Annotated in this window: 14 protein-coding genes; 9 read left to right on the forward strand and 5 right to left on the reverse strand. The window is 68.6% G+C overall.

Features of this window, described 5'->3' with window-relative positions; all coding sequences use genetic code 11:
- Window positions 1-20: 20 nt before the first annotated feature.
- The 5 genes from C5O27_RS06120 to C5O27_RS06140 are packed head-to-tail and all read left to right on the forward strand — an operon-like array spanning window position 21 to window position 4,954.
- Window positions 21-1,652, forward strand: a complete 1,632-nt coding sequence (locus C5O27_RS06120) for an ABC transporter substrate-binding protein (protein WP_244216599.1) — start codon at window positions 21-23, stop codon at window positions 1,650-1,652.
- Window positions 1,607-2,725, forward strand: coding sequence for an ABC transporter permease (locus C5O27_RS06125; RefSeq protein ID WP_244216600.1), 1,119 nt, complete (start codon window positions 1,607-1,609; stop codon window positions 2,723-2,725). The genes C5O27_RS06120 and C5O27_RS06125 overlap by 46 nt, the downstream gene beginning before the upstream one ends.
- Complete coding sequence (locus tag C5O27_RS06130; protein WP_127962190.1) at window positions 2,722-3,588, forward strand: ABC transporter permease; 867 nt, start codon at window positions 2,722-2,724, stop codon at window positions 3,586-3,588. The genes C5O27_RS06125 and C5O27_RS06130 overlap by 4 nt, the downstream gene beginning before the upstream one ends.
- The gene (locus C5O27_RS06135; RefSeq protein WP_127962191.1) at window positions 3,585-4,346 is read left to right on the forward strand and encodes an ATP-binding cassette domain-containing protein; all 762 of its coding nucleotides are present in this window, start codon (window positions 3,585-3,587) and stop codon (window positions 4,344-4,346) included. Before C5O27_RS06130 ends, C5O27_RS06135 begins: the two co-directional genes overlap by 4 nt.
- Window positions 4,343-4,954, forward strand: a complete 612-nt coding sequence (locus tag C5O27_RS06140) for an ABC transporter ATP-binding protein (protein ID WP_035753745.1) — start codon at window positions 4,343-4,345, stop codon at window positions 4,952-4,954. The genes C5O27_RS06135 and C5O27_RS06140 overlap by 4 nt, the downstream gene beginning before the upstream one ends.
- A gap of 16 nt (window positions 4,955-4,970) precedes the next feature.
- Here the strand turns inward: C5O27_RS06140 and C5O27_RS06145 are convergent, their stop codons facing one another.
- Both C5O27_RS06145 and C5O27_RS06150 read right to left on the reverse strand, forming a co-directional pair.
- Window positions 4,971-5,927: a R2-like ligand-binding oxidase gene (locus C5O27_RS06145; protein WP_035753747.1), complete on the reverse strand. Its 957-nt coding sequence runs from the start codon at window positions 5,925-5,927 to the stop codon at window positions 4,971-4,973.
- A 102-nt stretch (window positions 5,928-6,029) separates the two neighbouring features.
- The gene (locus tag C5O27_RS06150) at window positions 6,030-8,159 is read right to left on the reverse strand and encodes an MMPL family transporter (protein ID WP_127962192.1); all 2,130 of its coding nucleotides are present in this window, start codon (window positions 8,157-8,159) and stop codon (window positions 6,030-6,032) included.
- Between the two features lie 233 nt (window positions 8,160-8,392).
- Here C5O27_RS06150 and C5O27_RS06155 point away from each other — a divergent pair, with 233 nt between their 5' ends.
- A complete protein-coding gene (locus tag C5O27_RS06155; RefSeq protein ID WP_006357074.1) occupies window positions 8,393-9,520 on the forward strand; it encodes an NDMA-dependent alcohol dehydrogenase in 1,128 nt (375 codons plus the stop codon).
- A 34-nt stretch (window positions 9,521-9,554) separates the two neighbouring features.
- On the opposite strand, the gene C5O27_RS06160 is transcribed toward C5O27_RS06155, so the two are convergent.
- Together C5O27_RS06160 and C5O27_RS06165 are read right to left on the reverse strand one after the other, a co-directional pair.
- Entirely contained in the window at window positions 9,555-10,133 is a 579-nt protein-coding gene (locus C5O27_RS06160; protein ID WP_127962193.1) for a potassium channel family protein, read from the reverse strand.
- Window positions 10,130-12,121, reverse strand: coding sequence for a M13 family metallopeptidase (locus C5O27_RS06165; protein ID WP_127962194.1), 1,992 nt, complete (start codon window positions 12,119-12,121; stop codon window positions 10,130-10,132). Before C5O27_RS06165 ends, C5O27_RS06160 begins: the two co-directional genes overlap by 4 nt.
- Before the next feature lie 85 nt (window positions 12,122-12,206).
- Between C5O27_RS06165 and C5O27_RS06170 the strand changes: the two genes are divergently transcribed.
- The 3 genes from C5O27_RS06170 to C5O27_RS06180 all read left to right on the forward strand — a co-directional run bounded on the left by C5O27_RS06170 (window position 12,207) and on the right by C5O27_RS06180 (window position 15,292).
- On the forward strand, window positions 12,207-13,682 hold the full coding sequence (locus tag C5O27_RS06170) for a dihydrolipoyl dehydrogenase family protein (protein ID WP_006357077.1): 1,476 nt from the start codon (window positions 12,207-12,209) through the stop codon (window positions 13,680-13,682).
- 132 nt (window positions 13,683-13,814) lie between these two features.
- Complete coding sequence (locus tag C5O27_RS06175; protein ID WP_127962195.1) at window positions 13,815-14,576, forward strand: FadR/GntR family transcriptional regulator; 762 nt, start codon at window positions 13,815-13,817, stop codon at window positions 14,574-14,576.
- Complete coding sequence (locus C5O27_RS06180) at window positions 14,576-15,292, forward strand: sterol desaturase family protein (RefSeq protein WP_127962196.1); 717 nt, start codon at window positions 14,576-14,578, stop codon at window positions 15,290-15,292. The genes C5O27_RS06175 and C5O27_RS06180 overlap by 1 nt, the downstream gene beginning before the upstream one ends.
- A gap of 41 nt (window positions 15,293-15,333) precedes the next feature.
- Here the strand turns inward: C5O27_RS06180 and C5O27_RS06185 are convergent, their stop codons facing one another.
- Window positions 15,334-16,095, reverse strand: coding sequence for a pirin family protein (locus tag C5O27_RS06185; RefSeq protein ID WP_127962197.1), 762 nt, complete (start codon window positions 16,093-16,095; stop codon window positions 15,334-15,336).
- Between the last annotated feature and the right edge of the window lie 57 nt (window positions 16,096-16,152).

A 16,152-nucleotide genomic window follows, 5' to 3' on the forward strand; every position in this document is an offset into this window, starting at 1 on the left:
ATGTGTGTCTGGGGGAACATATGTCTGTGACGACACGTGTAGGCCGCCGGCCCCTCCGACGCGGCGGACGGCCGGTGATCGTCGCGTTCGCGGCGACGCTGCTCGCCGGAGTGGCCCTCGGGGGATGCGCCGAAGGGCAGGATGCCGGGTCGTCGGATCAGATCGTGCTCGCCGAGGGCCAGGATCTGGGCCGGTTCAACCCGATGCTCGGATACGGGCAGTCGGGTGTCTCGCCGATCTACGACGGACTGCTGGCTCCGGCGGCGGACGGCGACGACCGCGTCCCCGACCTCGTGCCCGCGTTGGCCGCGTCGGCGCCCGAACGCATTGCGCCGCGGACCTGGCGGGTGCCGCTGAAGGACGGCGTCACCTTCTCCGACGGCACCGCCTTCGATGCCGGCGACGTGGTCGCGACCTATCGTGCCGTGGTCGACCCGAAGGTGGCGTCGGGCATCTCCACGGACTTCGCCCCGATCGTCACGATCGAATCCGATGGGCCGCAGGCGATCACGCTGACCATGAACACCGAGGCCCACCCCGCCCCGTACCTCCTTCTGGGCATCGTCCCGTCGGAAAGGGTGGAGGCCGCCCCCGCCGCGAGGTGGAAGCTCAACACCGAGCCTGTCGGGACCGGCCCCTATCGCCTCGAATCCCTCGACCCCGACCAGGCGGTCCTCGTCGCCCGCGACGACCGTCCGGAGCCGCCCGCGCTGCGCAAGATCGTCTACACGCATGTCCCCGATGACAATTCCCGTGCGCAGCGGGTGCAGGCCGGCGAGGCAGACGGGGCGAGTCTCCCGCCGCGACTCGCCGACGGGTTCGTCGATCGGCCCGGTGTCGACGTCGCCGTGGTGGCGTCGGCGGACTGGCGGGGCGTGTCGTTGCCGTCCGAGAACGCCTTCACCGCAGATCCTTCCGCGCGGCTGGCGATGAACGTCGGCGTCGATCGATCGGCGATCGTGGATGACGTCCTCGTCGGCAAGGGTGAGCCGGCCAGCACGCCGATCGCGAAAGTCTATGGAGACGCCTACGAGTCCGACGCCCAGTTCGCCTACGACCGGTCACGAGCCGCGTCGATCCTCGACGATGCAGGCTGGCGGCCCGGGCCCGATGGCGTGCGTGTCCGCGACGGTGTTCGCGCATCCTTCGTGCTCCTCTACAACGCGGGGGACACCCTGCGCCGCGACCTGGCCGTCGCGTTCGCCGCGTCGATGAAGAAGATCGGCGTCGAGGTGCTGACACGAGGCACCAGCTGGGACGAGATCGACACCAAGATGGATACGGCAGGTGCACTTCTCGGCGGCGGAGCGACCCCGTACAGCATCGATTCCCAGGTCTACGACGCCCTGCACACCCGCGTGCCAGGTTCGTCGCCCTACTCCAACCCGGGCAACTTCACCGCGCCCGGTCTCGACGAATTGCTGGACGCTGCACGGAAATCTGCAGCAGGGCCCGAGAATGACGAGCGGTACCGCCGGATTCAACAACTGTACGCACGTCAGCCGTCGCAGGTGTTCCTCGCCTTCGTCCACCACACCTACGTGGCCCGCGGCGCGGGGTGGAAACATGATGCGCCGATCCTCGAACCGCACTCACACGGCGTGACGTGGGGGCCGTGGTGGAATCTGCCCTCCTGGACGCCGACGTCGTGACCACGCAGATCCGGCCGGATCCGGAACGGCTCGCGGCGATCCCGCGCACCGCCCCGGTAAGTCCGGTCGGCACCGGCGAACACCCACGACGCCCTGGTCGCTCCCGGACCGCCGTCCGCCTTCTCGGACGCCGGGTCCTGGTGCTGATCCCGACCGTGCTCCTCGTGTCGTTGGGCGTGTTCGCAGTCGCCGCGGCCTCACCGTTCGATCCGCTGACGGCGCACCTCGGCGACAACTATCAGTCGGCGACGCAGGCGCAACGGGACGCCGTCACGCAGGCGTACGGCCTCGACGACCACTGGTTCATGGCCTGGTGGAAATGGTGGGGCGCAGTGTTCCAGGGGAACCTGGGATGGTCGTCGACCATGCGCCTGCCGGTGGCCGACGTGATAGGTCAACGGCTCCCGTTCACCCTCGGAATGTCGTTGGCGGCGTTGCTGTCTGCCGCGGCCGTCGCCATCGCTCTCGGCGCGGTCATCGGCATGCGGCGTGGTGGGCTCCTCGACCGCGCCTGCACGGCGCTCGCCGCGATACTCGCCGCGACCCCGCCGTTCGTGGTGTCACTCGTGCTGGTCAGCGCATTCGCGGTGGGGCTCGGGTGGTTTCCGACATCAGGCGCACGACGTCCGGGCGACGACCACTCGCTCGACGGTCTCCTCACGCACGCGGTGCTGCCGTACCTGGCGTTGACCCTCTCGATGATCCCGTGGTTGCTGCTGACGATGCGGTCGGCGGTTGTCGACGCAGCCGCGTCCGACGCCGTGCGAGGCGCGCGCGCCCGCGGCGTGGGCGGATGGACGTTACTGCGCGGCCACATCGTGCCGGTGTCGGTGCTGCCGACCCTCGCGCTGCTCGGGACCCGACTGCCCGAACTCATCGCGGGCGCCGCGATCGTCGAAACCGTCTTCGGCTGGCCGGGGCTCGCCGAGGCACTCGTCGATTCCGCAGTGGCCCTGGACTTCTCGCTTCTCGCACCGCTGGCCGTCGGGTCGGCGGTGCTCGTCCTCATCGGCTCGACGCTGTCGGATGCGGCCGCCGTGTGGATCGATCCGCGGATCGGATTGCGCGCATGACCGCGGTCCACCAGCCGACGGTACGCGGTGAGAGTCGCTGGGTCACAGTGCGTGATCGCCTCACTCATGCTGCGCCGTGGATCGTGCTCGGTGTGTTCGCGGTCGTCGCCGGCGGCTGGCCTATCGTCGCCGGCGAGCAGACCGCCGACTTCGCGCAGGCGTTGCGCGCCCCCGGTGACGGCACACTTCTCGGCACCGACCACTCCGGATACGACCTCGGGGTCCGTACGGCGGAGGGGCTGCGGATCTCCCTGATGATCGCGCTCGCCTGCGCGGTGTCGGCCACCGTCCTCGGCGTGGTCGTCGGTGTCGCATCGGTGACCGCCGGCGGGTGGTTCGACGCGATCGTGATGCGCATCGTCGACGCCGTCAATGCGCTGCCGCACCTCGTCGTCGGAGTGGTGATCGCCGCGATGTGGCGTGGTGAACCCGTGGCGATCATCGCGTCGATCGCGCTCACGCACTGGCCGGCCGTGGCCCGTGTGGTGCGCGCCGAGCTGCTCGAGGCGACCTCGGCCGGGTGGGTGGAGACCGCGCGACTGGCCGGTGCATCGCGGACGTTCGTCGCGACTCGCCACCTCCTCCCCTCGGTGTCCGGTCAGGTGCTGGTTGCGATGACGGTGCTCCTGCCGCACGCGGTGTGGCATGAGACGACGTTGTCGTTTCTCGGCGTCGGCCTCTCTCCGGACGCTGCGAGCCTGGGCACGCTCCTCGGGCAGGCCCGCGGCGACGTCCTCACCGGCGCCTGGTGGACGCTGGCCGTACCCGGTGTGGCGCTCATCGTCACCGCGCTCGCGTGCTCGGGCGCGGCGGCCTCGCTTCGACGCGCCACGCTGCCGCCGAGCGGGGAGGTGTGGCGATGAGCGCCCGGCTCGGTGGCGTGACCGTCGAGGTCGCAGTCCGACGCCGCGAACGGGTACGGGTACTCGACGACGTGACGCTGGACCTGCCGGCCGGTGCGATGACGGCCCTCGTCGGCGAATCGGGTTGCGGGAAGTCGATGGTCGCCGCCACGCTCTGCGGACTGCTCCCACCCGGGTCGGGCGTGACCGGCCGGTTGTGCCTCGGCGATGACACCTTCCTCGGCGACGAGATCTGCGGACGCGATCCGCGTTGGCGAGCGCTGCGCGGCCGTCGCGTCGGGTTGGTGCCGCAGTCGGCGGCGGCGTCGTTCACGCCGGTGCGCACGCTCGGCTCGCAGCTCGACGAGGTGATCGCCGGCCTCGACGGCGCGCGCGAGGCCGTCGAGCTGTGCCGTGAAGTCCACCTCGACCCCGACGCACTGCAGCTCTATCCCCACGAACTGTCCGGTGGCATGGCTCAGCGCGCCGCGATCGCCGCGGCCCTGGCCGGAGATCCGGAGATTCTCGTCGCGGACGAGCCGACCTCCGCCCTGGATCCCGACCTCGCGGCCGCGATCTGGTCACTGCTGGTGGACACCGCCCGACGCGGCGCCGCCGTCCTGGTGATCACCCACGACATGGACACGCTGCGGCGTGCGGAAGAGTGTGATTCCGTCGCGGTCATGCGTGCCGGCCGGATCGTCGAGCATCGTGCGGCCGCCGACCTCGAATCGTCCGATGACGAGTACGTCGCCGCCTTCTTCGAGCCGGTCTCATGACGGCGACGCTCGTCGGCAGCGGCCTGACCGCGCGTTTCGGTGGCCGCGAGGTGTTCGCCGACCTCGACATCGGTGTGGATGCGGGATCGGTCACCGGCGTCGTCGGGCATTCGGGCAGCGGCAAGACGACACTCCTGCGCATCCTCGCCGGACTCACCGAACCCGCGGCGGGCCGCGTCGAACAGCGCGGTGTGGAGCGACGCCCGGGAACCATCGGACTGCTCGCGCAGCATCCCCGCGGGGTCGCCAACCCGCGCTGGACGCTGCGGAGGGCGGTTGCCGAACCCGCCACGATCGCGCGTCGGAACTGTGATGTCGAGCAGATCGCCGCACGCGTGGGCCTCGACCCCGCCCTGCTCGATCGGTTCCCCGCACAGGTCTCCGACGGTCAGCTCCAACGCGCCTGCGTCGGCCGCCTGCTGGTCCAGGCACCGCGGTTCGTGCTGTGCGACGAACCGACCGCCATGCTCGACCCCGTCTCGGCGCGCGCGGTGATCGGCCTCCTCCAGGAGCTCGTCGACGACGGCGCGGGGATGGTGCTGGTCAGTCACCAGCGGCGGCTCGTCGACGCGCGGTGTCGTGACGTCGTCGATCTGGATGTGCGGTAGGTGCAGCGTGCCGAGGTCACATCTGCAACCGCGCCGCGTCGTCCTCGCCCATGGCGTCTTCGAGAACCTCGGGGGAGTAGTCGACGTCGATGTCGGCGACCGAGCGGCCGCGGGCGGATTCGATCGCGGAGAGTCGGCGTTGGGCGCGGTCGGCGGCGTAGGTGAGGAACTCGTTGTTGTCGAGGCCGAAGGGTTGCTCGTCGAACTGCTGGTTGACCCAGTCGATCATGCCGAGCGCCAGGGGGAGGAGCTCGTCCATCCGCTCGCCGACGGTGGCCCACAGCGAGTCGTCGGCGGCGACGTGTCGGCGGCAGGTGAAGGTGCCCCACGCCATGTGGCGACGCTCGTCGTCGCTGATGAACCGGATCAGCTTCTGCATGCCGGGGAAGATGTCGAAGCGGGTGCAGACCTTCTGCCAGGCGTGATACCCCGTCAGCGCCAGGCTGCCCTCGATGACGTGGTTGTAGGTGACACTGGCGCGGATCTGGTTGCGCGGGGACGCGTCGTGCTCCAGAGCGTGCAGAGATTCGGGCAACTCCTCGTAGAACAGCCGGCGATAGAAGGGGTTCTCCGCGACGAAGGCCTGGAGATCGCCGCGCAGGCCGACGGAGTCCATCCACATCCGGAAGACCTGGGTGTGTTTGGCCTCTTCGAAGCAGAACTGGGTCAGGTACATCTCGTCGCCGAAGCGACCCTCGGTGGCCATCGCCTTCATGAACGGCTGGATGTCCTCGGTGACCGCTTCCTCGCCCGCGATGAACTGACTCACGAGATAGGTTGCGCTGCGGCGCTGCTCGTCGTTCAGCTCCACCCAGTCCTGGGCGTCGCGCGAGAAGTCGATCGCCAACGGGTCCCAGAACCGTGAGTTCCCTTTGATGAAGAGACGCAACGGGAATGAGTCCCAGTTGAGACCTCCCGGCCGCAATGACGTGAAGTCCTGGCGGCCCTCTTCCTTGTGCTCGATAAGGGTCATGAGATCACCAGCCAACTGACGGGGAATATGCGAATACCCGACGCTAACCCTTTACTGCGCGAACGGCATCAGGTTCAGCGAATTCGCTTGTCGTAGCTGATGTTACGCCTTGTCGAGGACCGGCTCCCGGGCCGCGTCCGGATCTTGTTTCTTCGTGAGGGCGCTGGGCCACCAGATCTTGCGGCCGATGTCGAGGGTCAGGGCGGGAACCAGAAGCGTGCGCACGATGAGGGTGTCGATGAGGACACCGAACGCGACCAGGAACGCCACCTGTGCGAGGAACAGCAGCGGGATCACGGCGAGTGCCGCGAACGTCGCCGCCAGCACGACACCGGCCGAGGTGATGACACCGCCGGTCGCGGTGAGACCGCGGATCATGCCGATCCGGGTCCCGTGCCGCAGCGCCTCCTCGCGCACCCGGGTCATCAGGAAGATGTTGTAGTCGATGCCGAGCGCCACGAGGAACACGAAGGCGAACAGCGGGACCACCGGATCGGCGCCGGGGAAGCCGAACGGGCCGTTGAACAGCAGCGCCGCCACGCCCAGCGTGGTCGCGAACGACAGCACCGTGGTCGCCAGCAGGATCGCCGGTGCCAGGATGCTGCGGAGCAGCGCGACCAGTACGAGGAACACCACGATCAGGACGATCGGGATGATCAGGTTGCGGTCGTGGATCGACGTCTCGCGAGTGTCGAGATCGATGGCGGTGGTGCCGCCGACCAGCCCGTCGGCGTTCGGGACGGAGTCCACCGCCGATCGGATGTCGGTGACGGTCTCCTGGGCGGCAAGCGACTCCGCGTTGTCGGTCAGCGTCGCGGTGATCGCGACCTTGCCGTCGACGACCTTCGGGGCGTCGCCCTCGGTGATCAGTTCGGCGTTGGCCACGCCGTCGGTCGCACGAACCGCCTCGAGAACCGCGGTTCCGGCGGGTTGATCGGCGATGACGTAGGTGGGCGTGCCGCTGCCGGCGTCGAAGTGCTTCGCCTGGATCTCGGCGCCCTCCACGGACTCGACCGAGCCCATGAAGAAGTCGGTCGAGGCGATGCCGTCGGCCTTGAAGGTGGGGGCGAAGGCCGCGCCGATGAGCAGCACGATCAGCGTGCCGGCCCAGATGGCGCGCGGTTTGGAGGCGACGGTGTCCGCGATGCGCTTCCACAGGCGGTGGGTGGCACCGCTGTCGGCCGAGGTCTCGGGGGCGTACTTGGGGCGCAGCGGCCAGAACGCGGAGCGGCCGAGGAGCGCGAGCGCGGCGGGCAGGAAGGTCATCGACGCCAGGAACGATGCGACGATGCCGATCGCGGCGACCGGGCCGAGGCTCTTGTTGGAGTTCAGATCGGACAGCAGCAGACACAGGACACCGGCGATGACTGTTCCCGCCGACGCCGCGACCGGCTCGATCGTGGCGCGCCACGCCTGCCGGAGCGCCGCGTATTTGTCCTCGGTCGCGATCAGTTCCTCGCGATACCGGGACACGAGCAGCAGCGCGTAGTCCGTCGCCGCGCCGAACACCAGGATGAACAGGATGCCCTGGCTCTGACCGTTGAGGTCGAGAACGCCCTGCTTGGTCAGGAAGTAGACGAGCCCCGACGCGAGTCCGAGGGCGAAGACCGCGGAGATGACCACCACGAACGGCAGGATCGGGCTGCGGTAGACGACGATCAGGATCAGGATCACGACGGCGCCCGCGACCAGTAGCAGCAGCCCGTCGATGCCGGCGAAGGCCTCGCCGAGGTCGGCGACCTGGCCCGCTGGGCCGGTGACCGCGACCGTCAGGCCGTCGGGGGCGTTCGCCAGTTTGTCGCGCAGGATCTCGACCGTGTCGGCGGGTTCGCCGGCGCTCTGGATCGGGACGAAGACCTGGGCGGCCTGGCCGTCCTGCGACGGGATGGGCGGGGAGACCGCCGGACCGAAACCGGGCGTGCCGGCCAGGTCGGAGGTGGTGGTGCGCAGGAACTCGAGGTCGCCGGGGGTGATCCCGCTCGAGCGTTCGGCGATGACGATGCCAGGGATCTCGTCGGTGTCCTGGAAGTCGGCCAGAAGGTTCTGAACCTGCGTCGACTCGGCCGAGGCGGGAAGGAACGAGCTGTTGTCGTTGCTCGCGACGCTCGCGAGCTTGCCGGCGAAGGGTCCCGTGATCCCGCCGACGATCAGCCAGGCGAGGAGTAGGAGCGCGGGGATCAGCCAGCGGAGCTTGCGGGTGGGACGGGGACTCGAAACGGTCTTGTCCGGCATGGGGCCATCGTTCCATGTGTTGCTCTCACGTGCCGACGAGGCGCTCGAGGACGGTCGCATGCAACCGATTCGACGCCGAGCACGTGCCGGATGGCCGCCGCGCAAACACACGGCACGGATCGCGTGAAATGGCTGCGGCAACCGAGTGCGTGGACCAACATGTGAGCTACGTCGCATAAGTAGACGGCGATATCTGACGCCCTGTCTCGGGGCGGCACGAGCGAGGAGTACATGTGAAGACCAAGGGTGCAGTTCTCCGGAATCCGGGTGAGAAGTGGCAGATCGAGGAATTCGAGCTCGGCGACCCGGTGGCAGGCGAAGTCCAGGTGAAGCTCGTCAGCTCGGGTCTCTGCCACAGCGATCATCACCTCCGCACCGGTGACAGTCCGGCACCGATGCCGGTGCTGGGAGGTCACGAAGGTGCCGGTGTGGTGACCAAGGTCGGCCCGGGCGTCTCGAACTTCAAGGAAGGCGACCACGTCGTCACCGCGTTCATCCCGGCGTGCGGCACCTGCGAACCCTGTTCGCGGGGCCAGCAGAACATCTGCGACGAGGGTGCGCGTCTGCTGACCGGCCTCGCGATTTCCGACGACACGAACCGCGCGCACACGCACGACGGGCTCCCGCTCGTGCAGATGTGCATGCTCGGCACCTTCGCGCCGTACATCACCGTCAACCAGGCATCGGTGGTGAAGATCGAGGACGACATCCCGCTCCAGGCCGCGGCACTCCTCGGATGCGGTGTGGCGACCGGTTGGGGTTCGGCGGTCGAGATCGGTGGCACCCACGCCGGCGACACCGTGATCGTCGTCGGCATCGGCGGTGTCGGCATCAACGCGATCCAGGGTGCGGCCGCCGCCGGTGCCCGGCATGTGATCGCCGTCGACCCGGTGCCGTTCAAGCTGCAGATGGCCGAGAAACTCGGTGCGACACACACCTTCCCGTCGATGGAGGCGGCACTCGAGGCGATCGGTGACATCACCTGGGGCAAGATGGCCAACACCACCATCCTCACCGTCGGTGAGATCGACGGCTCGATGATCGCGCCCGCTCTGGCCCTCACCGGCAAGGGTGGACAGGTCGTCGTCGTGGGTATGGGCAACTTCCAGGCGATGGACGCCCAGATGAACCTGTTCGACCTCACGCTCATGCAGAAGCGGGTGCAGGGTGCGATCTTCGGCGGCGCGAGCCCGCGGACCCAGGTCCCGGCCCTGCTCAACGAATACCGCGCGGGCAAACTCAACCTCGACGACCTGGTGACCAACACCTACCGGCTCGACCAGATCAACGAGGCCTACGACGACATGCTGGCGGGCAACAACATTCGCGGCATGATCGTCTACGGGGAAGACGACTACTGATCGCTCCGACGACACGCGAATCGACGACGCCAGGTCACCCCGCGGTGGCCTGGCGTCGCTGATTGATCAGCAGGTTGAGGAATCGCAACCCCAGGCCGAGGAGCACCAGGGTGCTGGCCATCTGGATCGACACCGCTACCCGGGCGCCCTGTGAATCCGCGGCGATGTCGCCGAAGCCCGTCGTGGTGAACACCGTCAGGCAGAAATACAGGGCGTCCACGCGGGTGAGGTACTCGTTGAAGCTGCCCGAATCGTATTCGGAGAACAGGTAGTACGTGGCGGCGAAGGCGACGACATAAAAGGTCGCCAGGGCGACCAACATCTCCATCGCGGTCGCGATCGGATGGACCGACCGGGCGAACCTGCGGACCTCCCAGACGCAGAACGACACGAGCAGGGTCGCGCCGAGCAGCATGCCGAGGACGTTGAGGTCGCTGTTCTTGTTGATCGGCAGCAGAAAGTACCCGGCCAGCAGCACGACGGCGGCGCCGATGGGCCGGAGGAGCGCGACCGTCAGCTCGCGGCCCTTCGCCAGGACGAGGGCATCCCGCGACCCCGGTGCCGGCGGCGGGACGCCGTCGTGCGGGCCGCCGGCGCCGGATGCCTCGCTCACCAGATCCGAACCCGCTGCTCTTGTTCGAGATACAGGTCGTCGCCGGGCTTCACGTCGAAGGCCTCGTAGAACGCGTCCATGTTGCGCACGACGCCGTTGCAGCGGAACTCCGGCGGCGAATGCGGATCGATGGACAGGCGGCGGATCGCCTCGGCGTCGCGGGTCTTGGTGCGCCAGATCTGCGCCCAGCTGAAGAAGACTCGCTGCGTACCCGTCAGCCCGTCGATCACCGGGGGTTCGGTGCCTTCAGTGGCGATCTCATAGGCAACCAGCGCGATCGACAGCCCGCCGAGGTCGCCGATGTTCTCACCGATGGTGAAGTCGCCGTTGACCTTGTGCTCCGGGTCGAGGCCCGTCGGGGTGAACTCGCCGTACTGATCGATGAGTTTACGTGTGCGGGAGGAGAACTCGGTGCGGTCGAGGTCCGTCCACCAGTCGACGAGGTTTCCGTCGCCGTCGTACTTCGCGCCCTGGTCGTCGAACCCGTGGCCGATCTCGTGGCCGATGACCGCGCCGATGCCGCCGTAGTTGACCGCGTCGTCGGCCTCGGGATCGAAGAACGGCGGCTGCAGGATGGCCGCGGGGAAGACGATCTCGTTCATGCCCGGGTTGTAGTAGGCGTTGACCGTCTGCGGGGTCATGAACCATTCGTCGTGATCGACCGGTCCGCCGATCTTGGCGAACTCGCGGTCCTGCTCGAACGACGATGCGCGCGCGACGTTCCCGATGAGATCGCCACGGTCGACGCTCAGTGCGCTGTAGTCGCGCCACTTGGCCGGGTAGCCGATCTTCGGGGTGAACTTCTCGAGTTTCGCGAGGGCCTTCTCCCGGGTGTCCGGGGTCATCCACGGGAGTTCGGAGATGTTGCGGCGATAAGCCTTCACCAGGTTGGCGATCAACTCGTCCATCCGGGCCTTGGCCTCCGGCGGGAAGTGTTTGGCCACATAGAGTTTGCCGACCGCGAAGCCCATCGCGCCCTCGACGAACCCGACGCCGCGCTTCCAGCGGTCGCGGATGGTCTCCGCGCCGGTCAGCGTGCGGCCGTAGAAATCGAAGTTCTCGTCGACGAAGTCCGACGACAGGTACGACGCCGCGGAGCGGAGGAGGCGCCACGTCAGCCAGGTCTTCCACTCGTCCAGCGGACGCGAGGCGATGAGTGCCGACGCCCCGGACACGAACGAGGGTTGGGCGACGACGACCTCGGCGAAGGTCGGATCACCAGTGGTGCCCAGGCCGCCCAACCACTCGCCGATCGGGAAACCGCCTGCGGCGGATGAGAATTCGTCCAGCGTCATCAGGTTGTAGGTGAGTTCGGCGTCGCGGCGCTTCACCACGTCCCAGTGCTCGGCCGCGATGGCGGTCTCGAGGTCGAGGATGGTGCCGGCGCGGGTGGCCGCATCGTCGAACCCGGCGAGGGCGAACATCCGCTCCACATGCGCCATGTAGGCGGTGCGGGTCTCCGCGTGCTTGTCCTCACGGTAGTACGACTCGTCGGGCAAGCCGAGCCCGGACTGGGTGACGTGCACCAGATAGCGGTCGGACTTCTTGGCGTCGGTGTCGACGTAGTAGCCGAACAGTCCGCCGGCGCCGTGACGCTGGAGCCGGCCGATGCGCCGGGCGAGTGCGTCCACCGAGTCGATGGCGGCGATCTTCTCGAGCTCGCCGGTGATCGGGCCGATGCCGAGCGCCTCGATGTGGTCGGTGTCCATGAACGACGCGTAGAGGTCGCCGATCTTCTGTGCGTCGGAGCCGCTCGCGGGGCTCGACTTCGCACACTCGGTGATGATGTCGCGGACGTTCTCCTCGGAGTTGTCGCGCAGCACGTGGAACGCTCCGTCGACGGAACGGTCGTCGGGGATGACGTGCGACTCCAACCACTTGCCGTTGACGTGGGCGAACAGATCGTCCTGGATGCGGACGGAATCGTCGACCCACTCGAGGTCGAGTCCGGACTTGAGATCGGTATTCGAAGCAGTCACGCGCTCCATCCTGTCACCGGATGGGCGATCCGTCAGCAGCGTTCGGTACCGGCGAAATCGCGCGAGGTCCCGCGCAGGTCCCTACGGTGGATCCATGGTGGGAGAAACCAGCTACGACGTCGTCGTGATCGGCGGCGGGCCGGTGGGCGAGAACGCCGCAGACTATGCGATACGGGGCAGCGATCGCACCGCCGCGATCGTCGAACACGAACTGCTGGGCGGGGAGTGCTCCTACTGGGCGTGCATGCCGTCCAAGGCGCTGCTCGGCCCCGGGAACGCTCTCGGCGAGGCGCGATCGCTGGGCGGATCCCGGGAACGGGCGTCGGCGTCGAACCCGGAACCCTCCGGCGTGCTCGAGTGGCGCGACACGGTCACCGGCCGGCTGGACGACAGCTCGGCACATCGGGGCGGGGCGACGCACGACGACGCCGGTCAGGTGCGGTGGGCCAACGGTGCCGGTATCGAGGTGATCCGCGGCCATGGCCGGCTCGTCGGCGAGAAGCAGGTCCGAGTCGGTGACCAACTGCTGACCGCGCGCGAGGCGGTGGTCATCGCCACCGGAAGCACCGCCTCCGTCCCGCCGATCCCGGGACTGCGCGAGGCGCTGCCGTGGACGTCGCGCGACGCGACCAACATCCTCGAGATCCCGGAGCGGGTGGTGGTGCTCGGCGGCGGGGTCGTGGCCTGCGAGGCCGCGACGTGGCTGCTCGACCTCGGCGTGCGCGGCCTCGTGATGGCGATCCGCGGGGACCGGCTGCTGCCACGGATGGAACCCTTTGCCGGAGAACGGGTTGCCGACGCGCTGCGGGCGCGCGGCGCCGACCTCCGCTTCGGGACGACGATCGAGGCGGTCGACCGGCCCGATGCCACTGGCTCGGGATACGGGCGACTGCACGGCGGCCCGGCGGTCGTCCGGCTCACCGGCGACGGTGCGGGTGAGCTCACCGTCGACGAGATCCTGGTTGCGGCCGGACGGTCGCCGGCGACAACCGATGTGGGTCTCGACGCGCTCGGACTGACGGCCGAGGGGCCGCTGGGGGTCGACGATCACCTCACCGTGCCGGGCCACCCCTGGCTCTACTCGGTCGGAGATGTCAACGGCCGCAATGCGCTGACCCACATGGGTAAGTATCAGGCGCGGGTCGCCGGTGACGTCATCGCCGCGCGGGCCGAGGGCCGGGAACTCGACGACATCAGGTACGTCGCCGGTTCCGACCATGCCGCGGTGCCGCAGGTGGTGTTCACCCGACCGGAGATCTCGTCGGTCGGGCTGACCCGGGAGCAGGCCGCCGACGCCGGGATCGACGTGCGGGTCGCCGAGGGTGAGATCTCGGTGGCCGGGTCGTATCTGCTGGGGCCGGACTACTCGGGGTACGCGTCCGTGGTCGTCGACGCGACGCGGGATGTCCTCCTCGGCGCGACCTTCGTCGGACCGCAGACCGGTGAACTCGTGCACTCGGCGACGGTCGCGATCGTCGGAGAGGTTCCGCTGGCGCGGTTGTGGCACGCGGTCCCGTCGTATCCGACGGTCAGCGAGGTGTGGCTGCGGCTCCTCGATCAGCTGCGCTGACCTCGCAGAATCGCGACTTCATCACGGATTCGCGACGTGGAGACAACGCGGCCACGTGCAGGTCGCGCTTCCGGCCGAGGAGATTGGTCTGACCACTTGACCACCTGACCGAGCGTGGTTACCGTCACACGTATGCCCTTCGAGCCGGTGACCCAGCAGAGCGCACCCGAGATCGTCTTCGACCAGATCGTCGAAGGCGTGCTGTCCGGCGATCTGGCTGCCGGCGAGGCGCTCCCCAGCGAGCGGGAACTGGCGCGGATGCTGGGGGTCTCCCGGCCGACGGTGCGCGAGGCTCTCAAGCGAGTCGCAGCGGCCGGCCTGGTCACCATCCGCCAGGGCGACGGCGCGCGCATCCAGGACATCGCCCGCACGGGCGGACTCGACCTGCTGCCGAGGCTGCTCCTCCGCGGCGGGGCGCTCGTGCCCGGCGTCGCGCGGTCGATCATCGAGGCGCGTGCCGCCGTCGGACCGGAGGTCGCCCGCCTCGCGGCGCGGCGTGCCACCGACAACGATCTCGTCGCGATCAGAGCGGTCCTCGATCATCTCGCCGCCGAGTCGGACCCGATCGGCCAGCAGGTCGCCGCCCTCGAGTTCTGGAGCGCCGTTGTAGACGCGGGCGACTCGATCGCCTTCCGGCTCATGTACAACTCGCTGCGCGCCGCCTACGAGCCCGCTGTCCCCGCTCTCGCCGGGGTCCTGGAACCCGAGGTCGGGAACATCGAGGGCTACCGGGCGCTCGTCGACACCATCGCCGCGCACGAACCCGAACGGGCCGAGGTCGCGGCCAGAGCTCTGCTCGAACCCGCGACGGCGACTCTGCTCGCAGTGTGCGAGGCACTCGAGAACGCCGAGACCGACCAGAAAATCGACACCAAACAGGGGGAGGGACACTGATGTCCGCCGACGAGATCGACATCCGGGCACGCCGACAGGTGGCCGCCGAGGAACGACGCATGCGATCGCGGCACTCGATGTCGTTGCGCGACGCCTTCGCCGAGTTCCTCAGGCACCCGTCGCCGTGGATCATGGCGGCTTTCCTCGTCGCCGCGCTGGTGGCACGAGTGTGGTTGGGCGGCTGGGGTCTCGCCGACCTGATCGTCCCCGTCGTCATGGTCGCGAGCTTCCCGCTGGTGGAGTGGCTGATCCACGTGTTCGTCCTGCATTGGCGCCCCAAGCGGCTGGGGCCGATCGCCATCGATCCGCTCGTCTCGCGCAAACACCGGGAGCATCATCACAACCCCCGCAACATCCCGCTCATCTTCATCCCATGGCAGGTGCTGATCGTCGTGATCGTCGCCGCGCTCGTCGTCGGACTGCTGGTCTTCACCAGCGTCGAGCGGGGACTCACGTTCCTCGTCGTACTTCCGGCGATCGGCCTGGTCTACGAGTGGACGCACTACCTGATCCACTCCGACTACCGGCCGCGACACGCGTTCTACCGCCGACTCTGGCGCAACCACCGGTTCCACCACTACCGCAACGAGCACTACTGGTTCACGGTCACCACCGCCGGGACCGCCGACCGGTTGCTCCGGACCTACCCCGACCCGGACACCGTTGAGAAGTCGCCGACGGCGAAGGATCTGCACGCGCTGTCGCGGACGGAGTAGGACAGGGCTTCGACACGGCTCGTCGCAAGCTCCTCGCCCACTCAGCCGGCGGAGGAACCCCCGAGCCCTGTCGCCATCGACCAGACGAGGATCTCGGCGCCGGCGCCGGAGGTGATCGACATCAGTTCGGCGTCGACGGCGCGCACGGCGTCCCCGGCGTTCAAGGCGGCGGATTCCCCCTCGACGGTGGCCTCTGCCTGGCCCTCGACAACGAACAGGTGTGTGAAGCGGGCAGTCGGGAGTTCGACCGTCCCGCCGGGGCTCAGCCGAGCGGCAAAGAGGGTGGCGCCGGCGTTGGCGATCGAGATCGCGGCCCCGCGGCCGGGGTCACCGGAAGCGACGGGGACCAGCTCGCCGGCGCCCAACCGATCGGCGACGTCGGCCTGGTCGTAGGACGGCTCGAGGCCGTGGCGGTCAGGCATCAACCACATCTGGACGTAGTGCACCGGCTGGGTTCCCGAACCGGGCAGGTTCGGCCACGCGTCGTTGCGCTCGGAGTGTTCGACCCCGGTCCCGGCGCTCATCCGTTGCACCAGACCCGGATAGAGCACGCCCGCGTGCCCGGCCGAATCCCGATGCACGAGCGACCCGGACACCACCCAGGTGACGATCTCGCTCTCCTGATGGTGGTGGAGGTCGAAACCCTCGCCGGGTGCCACCTCCTCGTCGTTGAACGCGAGGAGGGCGCCGAAATGGGTGTTGTCGGGATCGTAGTGGTCGCCGAAGGAGAACCCGTGCCGCGAAGTGAGCCAGTCGGTCGTCGTGACCATACGATCGTCGCCGGGGATCACCGTGAAAGCCATGGGTCCATCATCGCAGTCGGTCGACTCGGGCCGGGGTCCGGTTTGCCGCGGTTTCGT

It is taken from the genome of Gordonia alkanivorans (genome assembly GCF_004011905.1).
Lineage (GTDB): Bacteria > Actinomycetota > Actinomycetes > Mycobacteriales > Mycobacteriaceae > Gordonia > Gordonia alkanivorans.